The sequence below is a fragment of the Prosthecobacter fluviatilis genome, assembly GCF_042655725.1.
Classification (GTDB): domain Bacteria; phylum Verrucomicrobiota; class Verrucomicrobiia; order Verrucomicrobiales; family Verrucomicrobiaceae; genus Prosthecobacter; species Prosthecobacter fluviatilis.
The window spans coordinates 26,782-42,602 of sequence record NZ_JBHSMQ010000003.1; the positions used below are offsets into that span (position 1 = coordinate 26,782).

Annotated in this window: 15 protein-coding genes; 9 read left to right on the forward strand and 6 right to left on the reverse strand. The window is 62.0% G+C overall.

The window, feature by feature from the left end; translation table 11 throughout:
• Window positions 1-14 precede the first annotated feature (14 nt).
• From ACFQDI_RS08940 to ACFQDI_RS08955, 4 genes are read right to left on the reverse strand one after another with little or no spacing between them, the layout of a single operon-like run.
• Window positions 15-119 (reverse strand): AURKAIP1/COX24 domain-containing protein, encoded by a 105-nt coding sequence (locus ACFQDI_RS08940; RefSeq protein WP_133796641.1) that lies wholly within the window; start codon window positions 117-119, stop codon window positions 15-17.
• 30 nt (window positions 120-149) lie between these two features.
• Entirely contained in the window at window positions 150-1,034 is an 885-nt protein-coding gene (gene hisG, locus ACFQDI_RS08945; RefSeq protein WP_377165612.1) for an ATP phosphoribosyltransferase, read from the reverse strand.
• 58 nt (window positions 1,035-1,092) lie between these two features.
• Window positions 1,093-2,415, reverse strand: coding sequence for a sulfatase-like hydrolase/transferase (locus ACFQDI_RS08950; protein WP_377165614.1), 1,323 nt, complete (start codon window positions 2,413-2,415; stop codon window positions 1,093-1,095).
• A 35-nt stretch (window positions 2,416-2,450) separates the two neighbouring features.
• Window positions 2,451-3,395 carry an MJ1477/TM1410 family putative glycoside hydrolase gene (locus tag ACFQDI_RS08955; protein ID WP_377165616.1) on the reverse strand — a complete coding sequence of 315 codons (945 nt, stop codon included), beginning with the start codon at window positions 3,393-3,395 and terminating at the stop codon, window positions 2,451-2,453.
• Between the two features lie 145 nt (window positions 3,396-3,540).
• Here ACFQDI_RS08955 and metK point away from each other — a divergent pair, with 145 nt between their 5' ends.
• Together metK and ACFQDI_RS08965 are read left to right on the forward strand one after the other, a co-directional pair.
• Window positions 3,541-4,761: a methionine adenosyltransferase gene (gene metK, locus ACFQDI_RS08960; RefSeq protein ID WP_377165618.1), complete on the forward strand. Its 1,221-nt coding sequence runs from the start codon at window positions 3,541-3,543 to the stop codon at window positions 4,759-4,761.
• A 148-nt stretch (window positions 4,762-4,909) separates the two neighbouring features.
• Window positions 4,910-5,908: a galactose-1-phosphate uridylyltransferase gene (locus ACFQDI_RS08965; RefSeq protein ID WP_377165620.1), complete on the forward strand. Its 999-nt coding sequence runs from the start codon at window positions 4,910-4,912 to the stop codon at window positions 5,906-5,908.
• Between the two features lies 1 nt (window position 5,909).
• Here the strand turns inward: ACFQDI_RS08965 and ACFQDI_RS08970 are convergent, their stop codons facing one another.
• The gene (locus ACFQDI_RS08970; RefSeq protein ID WP_377165622.1) at window positions 5,910-8,945 is read right to left on the reverse strand and encodes a protein kinase domain-containing protein; all 3,036 of its coding nucleotides are present in this window, start codon (window positions 8,943-8,945) and stop codon (window positions 5,910-5,912) included.
• 66 nt (window positions 8,946-9,011) lie between these two features.
• Window positions 9,012-9,737 (reverse strand): RNA polymerase sigma factor, encoded by a 726-nt coding sequence (locus tag ACFQDI_RS08975; RefSeq protein ID WP_377165624.1) that lies wholly within the window; start codon window positions 9,735-9,737, stop codon window positions 9,012-9,014.
• Between the two features lie 163 nt (window positions 9,738-9,900).
• Here ACFQDI_RS08975 and ACFQDI_RS08980 point away from each other — a divergent pair, with 163 nt between their 5' ends.
• The 7 genes from ACFQDI_RS08980 to ACFQDI_RS09010 are packed head-to-tail and all read left to right on the forward strand — an operon-like array spanning window position 9,901 to window position 15,813.
• Window positions 9,901-10,842: an acyl-CoA desaturase gene (locus tag ACFQDI_RS08980; RefSeq protein ID WP_377166577.1), complete on the forward strand. Its 942-nt coding sequence runs from the start codon at window positions 9,901-9,903 to the stop codon at window positions 10,840-10,842.
• Window positions 10,839-12,116 carry an NAD(P)/FAD-dependent oxidoreductase gene (locus ACFQDI_RS08985; protein ID WP_377165626.1) on the forward strand — a complete coding sequence of 426 codons (1,278 nt, stop codon included), beginning with the start codon at window positions 10,839-10,841 and terminating at the stop codon, window positions 12,114-12,116. Before ACFQDI_RS08980 ends, ACFQDI_RS08985 begins: the two co-directional genes overlap by 4 nt.
• Entirely contained in the window at window positions 12,116-12,916 is an 801-nt protein-coding gene (locus tag ACFQDI_RS08990) for a DUF1365 domain-containing protein (RefSeq protein ID WP_377165628.1), read from the forward strand. Before ACFQDI_RS08985 ends, ACFQDI_RS08990 begins: the two co-directional genes overlap by 1 nt.
• The gene (locus tag ACFQDI_RS08995) at window positions 12,913-14,193 is read left to right on the forward strand and encodes a class I SAM-dependent methyltransferase (RefSeq protein ID WP_377165630.1); all 1,281 of its coding nucleotides are present in this window, start codon (window positions 12,913-12,915) and stop codon (window positions 14,191-14,193) included. Before ACFQDI_RS08990 ends, ACFQDI_RS08995 begins: the two co-directional genes overlap by 4 nt.
• Window positions 14,194-14,199: 6 nt before the next feature.
• Entirely contained in the window at window positions 14,200-14,532 is a 333-nt protein-coding gene (locus ACFQDI_RS09000; RefSeq protein ID WP_377165632.1) for a DUF1475 family protein, read from the forward strand.
• Window positions 14,529-15,029: a DUF2062 domain-containing protein gene (locus tag ACFQDI_RS09005; protein ID WP_377165634.1), complete on the forward strand. Its 501-nt coding sequence runs from the start codon at window positions 14,529-14,531 to the stop codon at window positions 15,027-15,029. The genes ACFQDI_RS09000 and ACFQDI_RS09005 overlap by 4 nt, the downstream gene beginning before the upstream one ends.
• Complete coding sequence (locus ACFQDI_RS09010; protein WP_377165636.1) at window positions 15,019-15,813, forward strand: DUF1295 domain-containing protein; 795 nt, start codon at window positions 15,019-15,021, stop codon at window positions 15,811-15,813. The genes ACFQDI_RS09005 and ACFQDI_RS09010 overlap by 11 nt, the downstream gene beginning before the upstream one ends.
• The last annotated feature ends 8 nt before the right edge of the window (window positions 15,814-15,821 follow it).

The following is a 15,821-nucleotide window of genomic DNA, read 5'->3' on the forward strand; positions in this document are numbered from 1 at the left end:
GGGAAGGCTAGCGGTTACGACTTGTAGCGCAAACGCTTCTTGTGACGGTTCGCACGCATGCGCTTCTTGCGCTTGTGCTTGTTGATCTTCGTTTTTCTCCGCTTTTTGAGCGATCCCATGTTCGTGTTCTCCTGTGTGTTGGCGTTGATCTAGTGGACGACTTTGTTCAGAGGGTATTCGACGATACCCTCGGCCCCCAGCGACTTGAGCTGCGGGATGATGACCCGCACGGTGGCTTCGTCGATGACCGTTTCCACGGCCACCCATTCCTGGCTGGCGAGCGTTGAAACGGTGGGCGAGCGCTGGGACGGCAGGCAGGCGACCACTTCCTGCAGCTGCTTCGCGGGCACGTTCATCTTGAGCCCCACCTTGTGGCGGGCCTCAAGGGCACCTTTGAGCAGCAGCACGAGTGTCTCCATCTTCTGCCGTTTCCATTCATCACGGGCGGCAGTTTTGCTGGAAACAAATTGGGGGTAGCTTTCCATCAGCGTGTCCACAATGCGCAGCTTGTTCGCGCGCAGGGACGAGCCGGTTTCGGTGATGTCCACGATGGCATCCACCATTTCGGGCACCTTCACTTCCGTGGCACCCCAGCTAAACTCGACTTCGGCCTCGACGCCGTTTGCAGCGAGGTATTTTTTCGTCATCTCGACCGCTTCGGTGGCGATCCGCTTGCCCTGCAGGTCCTTGACGGTCTTCACAGGGGAGTCATCTGGCACCACCAGCACCCAGCGCGTGGGCCAGGAGGTCGCCTTGCTGTAGCGCAGGTCCGTGATGACTTCGACATCCGCGCCGTTTTCCACGATCCAGTCACGACCTGTGATGCCGCAGTCCAGAAAGCCGTGGTCCACATAGCGGCCGATCTCCTGGGCGCGCAGCAGGCGCAGCTCCAGCTCTGAGTCATCCACCGAGGGGCGGTAGGAACGGGAGGAGACGACGATGTTGAACCCCGCGCGCTTGAACAGTTCAAGCGTCGGCTCCTGCAGGCTGCCTTTGGGCAGGCCAAGGCGGAGGATGTTCTTTGGTTCGGACATGGTTGGGGTAAGGGGGCGCGCATCCTAGTGGCATTTTCTCCGCTGGCGAGGGGAAATTTCACGGCAATGCGGCCCGCCACTCCAAAGCGGCCTTTTTCAGTCGCTCGGCGGTCTCTTTTTCGGCCTCTGCCAGGTTGGTGGTCTCGTTCGGGTCTCTGCCGAGGTGGTACAGCTCGGTCTGCGTGCCGTCCGCATTCACCAGAAGCTTCCAGCCCCCCTCGCGGATGGCAACGTTGGGAGATTTAGAGTCCGGCTCCTTGGGATAGGGAAAGCCGCCTTTCACTTTGCCTGCCGCGCCTGGCTTGCGGCCATATTCCCAGAAGAGAGGCTTCTGGCGCAGCACTTTTTCCCCGCGCAACGCGGCGCTCATGTCCTCCCCGTCCTGGGCGGCCTTCGGGGGCGTGATCTTGGCCAGCGAGCAGAGGGTGGGCATGAAATCGACGCTGCTGACGACGGTGGACTCATTCACACCGCCTGCCGGCACCACGCCAGGCCAGCGCACGATGAGCGGTGTGCGGATGCCACCTTCATAGAGGCTCCACTTCATGCCGCGCAGCCCCTTAGTACGCGCACGGTTCAGAGTGGGTTCCGGGCCATTGTCACCACAGAGCAGCAGGAGAGTGTTGCGCGGGAGCGCATCTGCGAGGCGGCCGATCTGGCGGTCCGTCTCCACCAGCACATCCCTATATTTCTCCGGCAGGCCGCGCTCATCCCGGCCCTCCACAGGCCGGTAGGGCGTGTGCACGTCATCGAGCCACAGATTCACAAAAAAGGGCCCGGAGGCATGCTGCTGCATGAACTTCAGCACCTCGTCTACCATCCAGCGCGTGCGTTCATGCCGCTCCACCTGCTGGGGCTCGCGCCTGGTTTCCCACGGCATGGTTTTCAAGCCGAGGGCTGCGGCAGGCTCCGGGCTCTCATAAGTGCCCAGGCCCAGGTCGTAACCATAGGCGGCAAATTGGGGAGCGTCTGCCACATCGCGCCCTCCGCCCAGGTGCCATTTGCCGATGTGGGCCGTGGCATAGCCAGCCTCATGAAAGGCACGCGGCAGCGAGGGGGCCTGCGGGTCCAGGAAATCCGCCTGCTCACATTCGCGATTGCCCGCCCGCGTTTGCAGGTAGCTGGTGATGCGCCAGCGCGCAGGAAACTGCCCCGTGAGCACGCCGCACCGTGAGGCCGAGCAGATGGGTGAGGCCACATAAAACTGCCGGAACTGCATCCCCTCCCCCGCCAGCCGGTCCATGTGAGGCGTCGGCACCTGCCCGCCAAAGCAGGAGGCGTCCCCCAAGCCCATGTCATCCACGAGGATGAAGACGACATTGGGTTTTTCAGCAGCCCAGGCATTGAGGGCGCAGACGAGTGCCAGAAGAAAACAGCGCATGAAGGCAGAACGTGGGCGCCGCCCTGCTTATCTCCTCATTTCGACTCCCCCAGCGTCGTCAATGGCCGGTCGGTGAGCAGCAGGGTAAAGCCCTGTCTGGCCGCAGCTTCAAATGCGGCGGAATGAATGGCCGACGACTTCGGATAATCGATCACCAGCACAGGCTTGCCGCTTGGCTGCAGCTGTTTGAGAAAGCCCACGACGTAGCGTGACTGCTTTTCGGTGCGCAATTTCCTGTCTGCGACGAACAAATCCTCCACACCGATGGCGCTGATGATTTCACGATAATCTGCGTGGGCGAGGAGCTGGGGGGCGTTCTGCGGGATGACAAGGAAGCCGGGCTGCCTGGCACGCGCCCTCTGGGCGATGGCGGCGACCCATGCGATCATGTCTTCCCGATACGTTTTGCCGGTATCAGGATTGGGCCGGTTGTCGAGCCAGCTTTGGGTCGCTGCATCGTATTCGTAGAATTCAAAGGCATCGACGATGTCGAGATAGATGCCGTCAAACCCCTGGGCCACAACTTTGTCCACCGCTGGGAGCATGATCTGCTGCCATTCGGGCTGCCAGTAACGCACGCGGTAGTTGCCCTTCCAGTCGGGGTTTTCAATGTTGAGGAACTTGGGGGCGGCGGCGTCCGGCTGGCCATTTTTGTCTGCATCCCAGCTTTTCTGCCAGTAGGGCCGGTAGTCTTCGGCCTCGCCAATGGAGACGTAGGCGACCACACGACGGCCTTTTTTGCCAGTGCGGATGGTTTGGATCTCTGCGGGTGTCCAGTCACCCTCGCTGCTGAAGGCGGCATCGATGACGATAAGGTCGCGATCGGAGGAGGCGAGTTTTTGCACCGCAGCTTCGCGGCTGCTGGCGAGGTTTTCGGCTTGCAGGACGTAGGCCATCGACTTGGGCGCAAAAGGCGGGGCGTCTGCCGCCAGGGGCAAAGAACTGGCAAGCAGGAGGAGGCAGGTGGTGATTTGTTTCAAGGCTGGGAGGCATCGTACAGAAGTGGGCATGCCGCTGTCACCCCGAAATCCACATTGACGCCCCCGTTTTGGGGAATACTCTGCCGCCTTTCCAAGACGCATCATCAAATCATGATTCGTCAATATAACCCACACGACCACCATCATGTCCCGTAGCTACATCTTCTCGTCCGAGTCCGTCGGCGAAGGCCATCCTGACAAAGTTTGCGATACCATCTCTGACGCCATCCTCGACGCCTGCCTTGCGATCGACCCCAAGAGCCGCGTCGCCTGCGAAACCTTTGCCAAGAGCAACGTCGTCGTCGTCGGTGGCGAGATCACCATCCCCAAGCTGCAGAACAAGAAGCTTGGCACCACCAAGCCCATCGATGAAGTGATCAACGTCGGCAAGGTCATCCGTGACGCCGTGCGCGGCATCGGCTACGTGAATGACGACGACGTCTTCCACGCCGACAAGCTCTTCATCAATAACTACCTCACCATCCAGAGCCCCGACATCGCCCAGGGTGTGGACGCCGCTGCGGCTGAAGGCAAGAAGACCCAGGAACAGGGCGCTGGCGACCAGGGCATCATGTTCGGCTTTGCCTGCGACGACACCCCTGAGCTCATGCCTGCTCCGATCATGTACGCCCACCGTCTGGGTCGTGAGCTGACCCGCATCCGCAAGGCCGGCAAGCTGGCCAAGTGGCTGCGCCCTGACGCCAAGAGCCAGGTCTCCGTGGAATACGTGGACGGCAAGCCCACCCGCATCGTGAACGTCGTCATCTCCACGCAGCACGCTGCGGACGTGAGCCACGCCGAGATCGAAAAATTCTGCATCGAGCAGGTCATCAAGAAGGTGCTGCCGAAGGAAATGCTCACCAAGGACACCGAGTACCTCATCAACCCGACCGGCAAGTTCGTCGTTGGCGGTCCTCAGGGCGACAGCGGCCTCACCGGACGCAAGATCATCGTGGACAGCTACGGCGGCATGGGCCGTCATGGCGGTGGCGCCTTCTCCGGCAAGGACCCCTCCAAAGTGGACCGCAGCGCCGCCTACATGGGCCGCTGGGTGGCCAAGAACGTGGTGGCCTCCGGCCTCGCCACCCGCTGCGAAGTGCAGTTTGCCTACGCCATCGGCCATCCTGAGCCTGTGAGCGTGCACATCGACACCTTCGGCACCGGAACCATCAGCGACGACAAGATCCTTGCCGCCGTGCTGAAGGTCTTCTCCTTCAAGCCAGCAGACATCGTCAAGCAGCTCAACCTCCTGCGCCCGATCTACAGCAAGAGCACCAACTACGGTCACTTCGGCAAGATCGACGACGCCGACCTCACCTGGGAGCAGACCAACAAGGCCGACGCCCTCAAGAAGGCTGCGAAGTAAAGTTGTCCAGCTGCGCCGCAGCTGGCCGCTTTAGGCCGTCAACCCAGTTAAGATAAAGATCAAGCCGCGCAGGTTTTCCTGCGCGGCTTTTTTTGTCAGCTATGGGTGTCCCTCGCGTTAAACAACACACTCCAAACCCGTCTGAACCATGTCTGAAATGCGCTTCAACCCCATCACGCTCGACTGGGTCGTCATGGCGCCGGACCGGGCTCTGCGTCCGGATGATTTTCATGGGGACCGGGTGCAGCCTGCGCCACGGGCGGCGCACCGGGATGACTGCCCTTTCTGCACCGGCAATGAGTCGATGACGCCGGGGGAGACCGCGCGCATCTCCGCGCCGGATGGCTCGTGGCTCGTCCGTGCCTTTCCCAACAAGTATTCGGTCTTCGATCCTGGCTGCGAGCTGCAGCGGAAGAAAAACGGCACTTTCAGGTCCATGGCCGCCGCAGGTGTGCACGAGGTGGTGGTGGAGCACCCGCGGCATGACCTGGACCTCTGCGACATGGAGCCCGCGCACCTGGCGCTGATGCTGCGCATGTACCGGGAGCGCTACCAGGCGCTGCGCCATCATCCGCTGGCGGAGAGCATCGTCATTTTCAAAAACCAGGGCAGGCGCGCAGGCAGCTCGCTGGAGCATTCGCATTCGCAGATCACGGCCGCGCCGGTGCTTTCCTCCCAGGTGATCATGCGCCTGCAGGAGGCGCGGCGCTTTCATGAGCTGGAGGGCGGCTGCCTCTACTGCGCGGTGCTGCATGAGGAGCTGCTGGCCGAGGAGCGCGTGATCGAGGAGGGGGGCTCGTTTGTCGCCTTCATGCCGTATGCGGCGCTCTCGCCCTACCACACCTGGGTTTTTCCGCGCAAGCACCAGTCTTCGTATGATGAGATCAGCGATGCAGACATCGCGGAGCTGGCGGGCATCCTCAGCCGCCTGCTGCGCCGGCTCAGGTCCGCCGCCGGCGGGCCGGACTACAACATCACCATCCGCTCCGCCCCTGTGGGCGAAGTGTCATCAGGTTGCTTTCACTGGTATCTTTCGGTGGTTTCCCGCATCTCCCAGCTTGCCGGGTTTGAGCTCGGCAGCGGCACCTACATCAACAGCATGCGGCCCGAGCGCTGCGCCGAGCTCCTGCGCAGCGTGGCCGTTTAGCCTAGCGCGGCACCAGCCAGGTGCGTGCCAGGCGGTCGTGCAGCCCGCGCCCGCGGGTGGTGCCAACGGCCACGGCAAGAGCCGCAAAAAGCACCAGCATCAAACTCAGCCCTGCCCCTTGTACCAGGTTTTGAACACCGGCCTTTTGCATGAACCGTGTGAGCAGCATGAGCACAACAGGCACCAGCAGGATGGGAGCCCAGGCGATGAAGCTGCGCCACAGCATGCGCAGGCGTGAGGCGTCCATGCCATCCTCCCTGACCACCGCGATGCCTAGCAGGCGCATCATCAGGCCGCCGCGAAAAACCACGGCGCAGAACAGGCTCAGCAGGGCGGTGAGCAGCAGATAGACGCACAGCACCGAAGCAGTGACGAAGTCCACGCTGTGCAGCTTGCCCGCCATGCCAATCTCTTTGGCCCGCTCCGCGACACGGGCGTCCAGCAGCGGTTTCAGCAGCGCCCTGGCCTTCTGCACGTCCTCCGCCGTGGGCTGCGGGTGATCCTTCACGATCTTTTCCACGGCGGCACGGATGGGCGGCTGCAGGATGCTGCGACCGAGAGGTGTGTCCCACTGGCGCGGATCCCGAACGATGGGGCCGTAAGTGCCAGCGATGTAGATCTCCATGGCGCTGCGTGCTTCGGAAACGGGAATGTTTTCCAGCCCCGGCTGCTTCACATCTCTGAGCATTTCCTGGTAGGACCTCATGCAGCCGTGGATGGCGGAGAAGGCGGGATTTTTCGCCGCCCAGCTTTCATAGTAGGACATGCCCAGGGCCATGAAGGCGCTGAGAAACAAGGAAGGCAGCAAGGTGGCGAAAAACAGAGCAAACCGCCGCCAGCGCGAGACCTCCGCAGGCTGCAGCGTCTGAGCCTGAAACTGCAACGCCAGCGTGTGCAGATCTGCCGTGTCTGCCAGCCCCTTCAGGATCTGGCGCGCCTGCAGGGGCAGCGGTGCGCGGACCTCGCGTCCGGACGTCTCCTGCACCGGGAGCAGGCGGCCTTCCAGTGCAGAGATCGCCACCTGACGCAGAAAAGCCTGCGGTGACGCAGCGGCATCTCCGGCGCCGCTGCTGCCGGGCGCTGAAAAGTCCAGCAGCTTGGCGCGGCCTTCCGTGGTGATCCAGATGCGGTCCAGCGCGAGCGCCTCAGGAAGCGAGGCTGTTTTGCCTGCGACCTCCAGCTCGGCTGCGAGATCAGTCAGCCAGTGCCTCACCTCGCGCCAGGATGGATGCCGGCCGATGAGCTGCGTCAGGGGCGTGCCGTGGGCGGCTTCATAGACATCCCAGGCCTCAAGCTCGGAACGCGCTCCCTGCAGCCAGCGCAGGCGGCCGGGGCGCGCGAGGTTGCGCACGGCATGAGACACCGGCGGGGCTCCGGGAGACATCTGATGAATCCAGACCTGGCGCAGCAGGCGCGTGTCATACCCGAGCAGCACCCTGCGACCGTCAGCCTCACACAGCGTGGAGATGATGTGAAACGGGCCAACTTTGAGCATGCCGTCCGTGGTGGGAACGGTGGCAGCGGCTTGCATCACGGCCACACGTGGCTGAAACGCGGCCTTCTGGATGACCCGCGTGCCCGTCCATAGGTCGTGCAAGCCCGCAAAGCCGTTCTTTCGCCGGGCCGTCGCAAACATGATGAAGAAGAACAGGATCTGGATGCCCAGCCACACGTAGCTCCAGACGGTGACCTGTGACATATCCGGAATCTGATAGCGGACGAGCTCAATGACCATGACCGCCTGCAGCAGCAGCGAACGCACGAAAGCCCGCGGAATGCCCGGTGCGCTGCGGTTCAGCGTGGCGACTCGAAGCCCCACCAGCGCCTTGCCAATTGAGGCGCCCCAGAGCCCCTCGGCGATGCCGAAGTAGAGATGCCTCAGCACAAACAGCCCGACCATGAGCCAGTAGAACTCCCTGGAGCGAAGGATCTCGGGATTCAGGATGTCCATGGGCGAGCTGATCAAAAATAACGGGGCAACGAAATTCACCGCAGAGAGGATGAAGTGATCGAGCACCGCAGCGGCAAACCGAAGCCCAAGTGTGGCAGGGGTGGGCGCGATGGACGCAAAAGGCTGCAAGGCCTGCCGCAGCTCCTGGTAGCTGCCGTAGCGCTCCGTGGGTTGCTTGTTCAAGCAACGCAGCACGATGCGGGCGAGCCCCTGGGGAATGTCCGCCCGGAACTGCACCGGGGACGGCGCCGGTTTTTCCAGCGAGTTTGCCAGCAGCTGCACCATGTTTTTCCCCTCAAACGGCGTGCGTCCGGTCAGCAGGTAAAACAAGGTGACGCCCACGGAGTACATGTCCGAGCGCACATTCAGCTCCTGGCCGCGAAGCTGCTCCGGTGAGCAAAAGGCCGGGGTGCCTAGAAAGGTGCCTTCGATGGTTTGCAGAGACTCTCCCCGGCCCGTGGTGGAGATGGACAGACCGAAGTCACCGATCTTCACCGTGCCGTCCGTGTCCTCAAAGCAGTTCGCGGGCTTGATGTCGCGGTGCAGGATGCCCACGGAATGCGCGGCCTCCAGACCGGCGATGATCTGCAGCACGGCATCCACTGCAGCACCTGCGGACAGGGGGCCACCGCGCTGGATGCGGTCCTGCAAAGTGCCGCCCGCGATGAGCTCCATGGCAATGACCGGCGTGCCTTTGATCTCCTCCGTGCCGAAGACATAGACGCTGTTGGGGTGATTGATGGACGCCGCCAGCCGCCCTTCGCGCAGGAAGCGCGCGCGTGCATCGGGTGAGTCGAGCTGGTGGCTCAGCACCTTCAGCGCCACGCGACGTCCGCTTTCCAGATGCTCCGCCGCGTAAACGGCACCCATGCCACCACGGCCCAGCTCATGCTCGATGCGGTAGCCGCCATACAATGCGCCCGCACGTGGCAGCGCGTGGGGCTCTGGTCTTGGCATCAGCAGAGTCGCGTCCGGGTCTGTGGCAGACGGCAGGGCGCCGCTCATCAGGCAGGCCGGGCAGAGGGAGGCAGGAGCATCGGCAGGCAGTATGGTGCCGCAGCGGGGACAGGTCGGGGAAGGAGTCATGACAGGAGGTGGCTGGTGGTTCACTGACTTCCTGAAAGCTCCGGCTGCGCGGGTTACAAAAAAACTTCAGCTCCGCAGCACCGCCACGAGGTGGCGCATCTCAGCATCCACTTCCTCCGGCGAATCCACCGTCTCGGCGATCTCGGCGCGCAGCATCTCGCGGTAGCTCTGCCGCAGACGATGCACGGCCACCTTCAGAGCCCCCTCGCTCATGCCGAGCTGCTCGGCGATCTGATCTCGCGGCAGCCCGGCGCCGCTGAGCGTGCCTTTCAGCACCTCAAATGTTTCCGCCTCACCTTTGGCCGCAAATTCGACGCGCAGCTTTTCCACCGCGCGCGCCAGCAGCTCCATGGCCCAGCGGCGGTCATAGAGGGTGTCGGCGTCGGCCTGCTCTGCGGGCTCCAGCGCGTAGCGTGCCTCCGCATCCAGCGCGTCCCATTCCACCAGCTTTTGCCCGCCGCCGCGTTTTTGCGTCTGCCTGCGGTGCCAGTCGTTGGCGAGGAAGTTTTTCAGCGCGCCCAGCAGGTAGGAGCGGAATTTGCCACGTGCAGGATCAGCAGCCGCCGGGGTCTCCAGCAGCGAGAGAAAAAAGGCCTGGGTCAGATCCTGGGCATCGTGCGGTGAGTGGCCGCGCCTGCGCACAAAGGCGTAGAGCGGGTACCAGTAGTCCTGGCAGAGCGTGGACATGGCCCGGCGTACCCGTGTAGCATCGCCGCCGTTCTGGGCGTCGAGCACAAGGCTCCAGCGTGTGGTGTGAAACTCGCGTGCGCCGGGTGCGATGGAGTCGTTCATGCTGCTTCATACCACGCCGGTCCGGCGCGGCACAAGCCGTTCACCAGTCATTTGTTATTTTTTTTGAATCCAGAAGAAGGGCACAGGCGCAATAGGAGGCGTGAAATCCGCAGACCCCGCGCAGTCACCTCCAAAACACAGCTTCTCCTGGCAGATCATAGTCATGCTCAGGCAGTGGTTTGACTCCGACTACCGGCCCCCAGGCTGGCAGGGAGATGACAAGCTGACGGACGGCATTGACTGGCGGCGCTGCATTCCCTTCATCGTGCTGCACCTGGGCTGCCTCTCGGTGCTTTGGGTGGACTTCAGCTGGGCGGCGCTGGTGGCTGCGCTGCTGCTGTATGCGGTGCGCATGTTTGCCATCACGGCCTTTTATCACCGCTACTTTTCTCACCGGAGCTACCGCACCTCTCGCGTGATGCAGTTTATCTTTGCCGTGCTGGGAAACACCTCCTGCCAGCGCGGCGCGCTGTGGTGGGCCTCAGTGCACCGGCACCACCACCAGCACTCGGATGAGGTGCCGGACGCGCACTCGCCACGCGTACGCGGATTTCTGTGGTCCCACATTGGCTGGCTGACGAGCCCCAAAAACTTCCCCACGGACTACAGCCGCATCCGGGATCTGGAAAAATTTCCCGAACTGGTGTTTCTCAACCGCCACGACCAGCTGGTGCCGATAATGTATGGTGCTCTGCTCTGGTATGCCGGGGCCTGGATGGAGAAGCATGTGCCGGGTCTGGGAACCAACGGGCCGCAGATGCTGGTGTGGGGCTTTTTCATCAGCACGGTGCTGCTGCTGCATGCGACGTTTTTCATCAATTCGCTGGCGCATGTGTTTGGCTCCCGTCGCTTCAAAACGGAAGATGACAGCCGCAACAGCCTGCTGCTGGCTCTGCTGACTCTGGGAGAGGGCTGGCACAACAACCATCACCGCTACGCCGGCTCGGCTCGGCAGGGCTTTTTCTGGTGGGAGATCGACATCTCCTACTACGTGCTCAAGCTGCTCTCCTGGACGGGGCTGATCTGGGACCTCAAGGTGGTGCCAGCCAGCGTCTACCGTGAGGCGCAGCAGCTCAAACTCTCAGCCGGGAGGAATCCAGCATGAGCCGCCCACGTCTTGCCATCGTCGGCACCGGGGTCGCAGGCCTGGGCTGCGCGCATTTTCTGCATCCGCATTTTGATCTCACCATCTTCGAGCAGAACGACTACGCAGGCGGACACACCAACACGGTCACGGTGCCGGAAGACGGCCGCGAGCTGCCGGTGGACACAGGATTCATGGTCTTCAACCATGTGACGTATCCGCTGCTGACCCGTCTTTTCAGGGAGCTGGATGTGGCCACCAAGCCGACCTCCATGTCCTTCAGCGTCGCGCACCTGCCGAGCGGCATCGAATACAACGGCACCTCGCTGAACCACCTCTTCGGCCAGCGGCGCAATCTCATCAGCCCGCGCTTCTGGCGCTTCATGCTGCAGATCAACCGCTTCAATGCCGAGGCAGTGGCCGCGCTGGACGATGCGCGCTACGCACGCATGACACTGCGCGAGTATGTGGAGGCGCGGGGCTATGGCTCCGACTTTCTCAACATCTACATCATCCCCATGAGCTCTGCGGTGTGGTCCACACCGCCGGAGCTGATGCTGGAATTTCCTGCGCTCACGCTCATCCGCTTCTGGCACAACCACGGCTTCCTCGGCCTGCACACGCAGCACCCCTGGTGGACGGTGACGGATGGCGCGCGATCGTATGTGAAAAAGCTCACCGTTCCCTTCCGGGACCGCATTCGCCTCGGATCTCCCGTGGTGCGTGTGGAGCGGGGTGCCGATGGCGTGAAGGTTTACCCACGCGATGGGGCCGCAGAGACCTTTGACAAGGTCGTCTTTGCCAGCCATGCCGACCAAACCCTGCGCATGCTGGCGCAGCCTACCGAGCGCGAGAGCGCACTGCTCGGCTGCTTCAAATACCAGCCCAACATCGCCACGCTGCACACAGATGAGCGCTTCATGCCGCGCACCAAGAAATGCTGGGCCTCGTGGAACTACCGCATCCGTGAGGGTACGGGCGGCTGCATCGAGCCGAGCACGCACTACTGGATGAACAGCCTGCAGGGTGTGTCTGACAAGACGAACTACTTTGTGGCCATCAATGCGGCGGATGAGATAGCGCCGGAGAAAGTGCTCAAGCGCATCAACTACGAGCACCCGCTTTTTGATCTGGCCGCGATCGACGCGCAGAAGCAGCTTCCCGAGCTCAACCGAATTTCGCCCGACCAAAGCACCTACTTCTGCGGCAGCTACTTCCGCTATGGCTTCCACGAGGACGCCTTTGGCTCGGCGGTGGCCCTGTGCCGCGATCTCCTCGGAAGGGAACCCTGGTGATGCCTGACTCATCCGCCATCTACGAATGCAAGGTCATGCACCACCGGCTGCAGCCCAAGGTGCACCGGTTCAGCTACAATGTTTTTTACCTCTGGCTGGATCTCGATGAGATCGACAGCCTCTCCAGCAGGCTGCACTTTTTCAGCCGCAACCGCTTCAATCTCTTCTCGTTTTTCGACCGCGATCACCTCGATCTCGGTGCGGAGGGCGTGAAGGCCAACATCCTGCGCTACCTGGCGGAGAACGACGTGGACACAACGCGCATCGCCACCATCCGCCTGCTCACGTTTCCGCGAGTGCTGGGCTACATCTTCAATCCGGTGTGCTTCTACTACGCCTACGATGCCGCCGGAAATCCGGTGTGCGCGGTGGCGGAGGTGACGAACACCTTTCACGAGCAGAAGCCCTACATTCTGAAGACGGTCGAAGATGCGCAGCGCTTCCGCCTCATCACTCCCAAGCACTTTTATGTATCGCCCTTCTTCGCGCTGGACCTGAGCTTTGATTTCAAGCTCCGTCTCCCGGATGAAAAGCTGGAGATCCACATCGACGACCGTCAGCAGGACGATCGTGTGCTCCTCACTGCGCTGACAGGCACGCGCAGGCCGCTCACCGATGCCGCGCTGCTGCTCTGCGCGGTGAAGTATCCGCTGCTGACCCTGCGCGTCATCTTTCTCATTCACTGGCATGCGCTGCTGCTGTGGCTCAAGCGCATTCCCTGGCATCGAAAGGCGGCCAATGCCGCGCTGCAGCTCGGAGTGCTGCGGCCTCATGCATCCATTTCACCCGGAAAATCATGAACGACACCATCACCTGCGACACTCCCCTCCTGGTATCGAATGCGGCTGCATCCAAGCAAGGCTTTTACGAGCGGCTCTTCATGCTTTCGCTCAAGCCTTTCGTGCATGGAGGCATGCGCCTGGTGCATCCCGATGGCCGGGCTCAGACGCTGGGAGCGCCCGGCGCACCCATCACGGCTGAGATCCGCATTCGCAGCCGTGAGTTTTTCAAACACTGCGTGCTGTTTGGCAATGTGGGCTTTGGCGAAGCCTACGTGGAGGGCGACTGGGACACGGACGACATCGCGGCGGTGATCGAATGGTTCATCCTCAATCTCTCCAAGACCCAGGGCGGAAGCTCCTCCTCCAGCAAGGTGGCGTTTGTGAACCTGCTCAATGTGGTGAACCGCGTGCATCATCTGCTGCGGCCCAACAGCGTCACCACCAGCCGGCGCAACATCTCCGAGCACTACGATCTTGGGAACGAATTCTACTCCCTCTGGCTGGATGAGACGATGACGTACTCCGCCGCACGCTTTGAGTATCCCGGGCAGCCGCTGGCAGAGGCGCAGCACTCCAAGTATGAGGCGCTGTGCCAGAAGCTGCAGCTCCAGCCGGGAGACCACGTGCTGGAAATCGGCTGCGGCTGGGGCGGCTTCTCCTGCCATGCGGCCAAGCATCATGGCTGTCGTGTCACGGCGGTGACGATCTCTCAAGAACAGCACAAGTACGCCACCGAGCGCGTCGCGCGCGAGGGGCTGGCAGACCGGGTGGAAATCCGCCTGCAGGACTACCGCCACATCACAGGTCAGTTCGACAAAATCGCCTCCATCGAAATGCTGGAGGCCGTGGGCGACAAGTATCTGGAGACTTACTTTGCCAAGTGCGCCGAGGTTTTGAAGCCTGAGGGGCTGCTGGCCTTTCAGATGATCACCGTGGCCGACTGCCAGCACAAGGACCTGCGCAAAGGCGTGGACTGGATCCAGAAGCACATCTTCCCCGGCTCCCTGCTGCTGAGCGTGGGGCGTGTGAATGAGGCCATCAACCGCACCAGCGAGATGTTCATGCACGGCCTCGAGGATCTGGGCGCCTCGTATGCAAAAACACTGCGCCTGTGGTTTGAGCGCTTCAATGCCAAGGCCGCCGAGGTGAAGGCACTGGGCTTTGACGAGCGCTTCATGCGCAAATGGAACTACTACCTGCAGTACTGCGAGGCCGCCTTTGCCACGCGGAACATCAGCGTGGTGCAGGCCGTCTATACCCGCCCAAACAACGCCACCCTTCACCGCGCTTTCTAAAAGATCATGATCTGGTTTCTCCGCGTGTTTTTCATCATCGTTCTGGTGTCCATGCTCGGAGTCACGAGCTGGGCCTCGACCCAGTGCGCGCTGTGGGCCATACCCGGCTCGGTGGGAGGTCATCCGTGGTTCATTGCCACGCTGTTTGACACCTACTGGGCCTTCCTCACCTTCTACTGCTGGCTGGCGTACAAAGAACGCTCGTGGCTGGCACGCCTCGGCTGGCTGGTTGGCGTCCTCCTTCTCGGAAACATCGCCATGGCTGTTTACATGCTCATCCAGCTCTTCCGTGTGCCCGCCACGGCGCGCATGGAGGACATTCTTCTGCGCAAGGCATGAATGCCCCCGTCCAGCATGAATCTCTCTGGCACCGCTGGGTCGTAAAGCCGGTCGTGGCGCAGCTGAAGCAAGGGACGACACCGTCCAAGATCGCGCAGGCCATCGCGTTTGGAGTGGCTGCAGGGGTGTTTCCCTTGCTGGGCACCACGACGGTGCTTGGACTGGCGCTGGGCGTTTGGCTGAAGCTCAATCAACCGGTGCTCCAGGTGTTTCTTCAATTGGTGTATCCGGTGCAGCTGGCCACCATTCTGCTCTTCATGCGCGCTGGTGAGTCGTTGTTTGGCGCGGAACATGTGCCGCTTTCCATTCCCATGATGATGGAGCGCTTCTTTGCCGATCCGATGCAGTTTCTGGCCGATTTTGGCATGATCGGTCTCTACGGTGTGGTGGTGTGGCTGCTGCTGGCGCCTTTGCTCATCGCCTTGGTCTATTTCATCAGCAGGCCCTTCGTGGAGAAACTGCACAAACACATCCGCTTTCCCCATCATGACACATGACTTCTGGTTTCTGACCGCCGCTGGCACGGCAGTGGCCGTGGGCCTCTTTGCCCTCACCTGGCTTCTCAGTCTGAAGCTGGACAACTTCAGCTTTGTGGACGTGACGTGGTCCTACGCGCTCGCCGTGGTGGCTCCGCTCTATGCGTGGCTGGCCGGTGGCGGGTGGACGCAGCGCAAGATCATCGCCGTGACGATGGCGGTGGTGTGGAGCGTGCGGCTTGGGACCTATCTTTTCTTCCGCGTGAAACGCCACCATCCGCACGAGGATGTGCGCTACGCCGTGCTGCGCGAAAAATGGCGCGATGCCCTGGCGCGCAATTTCTTCTTTTTCTTCCAGGCGCAGGCAGTGCTCATCGTGCTGCTGGCGGTACCCGTGCTGCTGGCATGCCTGAACCCCGCACCGCAGCTTAACTTGATCGAAATCGCCGGCGCGCTGCTATGGCTGACCGGCATCTGCGGCGAGGCGCTGAGCGATGCACAGATGCAGCGCTTCAAGGCGGACCCCGCCAGCAAGGGCAAGGTCTGCCAGGTGGGCCTGTGGCGCTACTCGCGGCATCCGAATTACTTCTTTGAGTCCGTGGTGTGGTGGGGCTTCTGGCTCTTTGCCTGCGGCTCGCCCTGGGGCTGGGTCACGCTCTACGCTCCGCTGCTCATGCTCCACTTTTTGCTCCGCGTCACCGGCATCCCGCTCACGGAGGAGTGCGCGGTGAAGAGCAAGGGAGACGCCTACCGCGAATACCAGCGCACCACGAGCGCCTTTGTGCCGTGGCCCCCAAAAAGCTGAATCCATTT

Bases quoted from the DNA above. Each gene is read 5' to 3' on its own strand.
- ACFQDI_RS08940 (WP_133796641.1), bottom strand. From the start codon at position 119: ATGGGATCGCTCAAAAAGCGGAGAAAAACGAAGATCAACAAGCACAAG.
- hisG (WP_377165612.1), bottom strand. From the start codon at position 1,034: ATGTCCGAACCAAAGAACATCCTCCGCCTTGGCCTGCCCAAAGGCAGC.
- ACFQDI_RS08950 (WP_377165614.1), bottom strand. From the start codon at position 2,415: ATGCGCTGTTTTCTTCTGGCACTCGTCTGCGCCCTCAATGCCTGGGCT.
- metK (WP_377165618.1), top strand. From the start codon at position 3,541: ATGTCCCGTAGCTACATCTTCTCGTCCGAGTCCGTCGGCGAAGGCCAT.
- ACFQDI_RS08965 (WP_377165620.1), top strand. From the start codon at position 4,910: ATGTCTGAAATGCGCTTCAACCCCATCACGCTCGACTGGGTCGTCATG.
- ACFQDI_RS08970 (WP_377165622.1), bottom strand. From the start codon at position 8,945: ATGACTCCTTCCCCGACCTGTCCCCGCTGCGGCACCATACTGCCTGCC.
- ACFQDI_RS08975 (WP_377165624.1), bottom strand. From the start codon at position 9,737: ATGAACGACTCCATCGCACCCGGCGCACGCGAGTTTCACACCACACGC.
- ACFQDI_RS08980 (WP_377166577.1), top strand. From the start codon at position 9,901: ATGCTCAGGCAGTGGTTTGACTCCGACTACCGGCCCCCAGGCTGGCAG.
- ACFQDI_RS08985 (WP_377165626.1), top strand. From the start codon at position 10,839: ATGAGCCGCCCACGTCTTGCCATCGTCGGCACCGGGGTCGCAGGCCTG.
- ACFQDI_RS08990 (WP_377165628.1), top strand. From the start codon at position 12,116: ATGCCTGACTCATCCGCCATCTACGAATGCAAGGTCATGCACCACCGG.
- ACFQDI_RS08995 (WP_377165630.1), top strand. From the start codon at position 12,913: ATGAACGACACCATCACCTGCGACACTCCCCTCCTGGTATCGAATGCG.
- ACFQDI_RS09000 (WP_377165632.1), top strand. From the start codon at position 14,200: ATGATCTGGTTTCTCCGCGTGTTTTTCATCATCGTTCTGGTGTCCATG.
- ACFQDI_RS09005 (WP_377165634.1), top strand. From the start codon at position 14,529: ATGAATGCCCCCGTCCAGCATGAATCTCTCTGGCACCGCTGGGTCGTA.
- ACFQDI_RS09010 (WP_377165636.1), top strand. From the start codon at position 15,019: ATGACACATGACTTCTGGTTTCTGACCGCCGCTGGCACGGCAGTGGCC.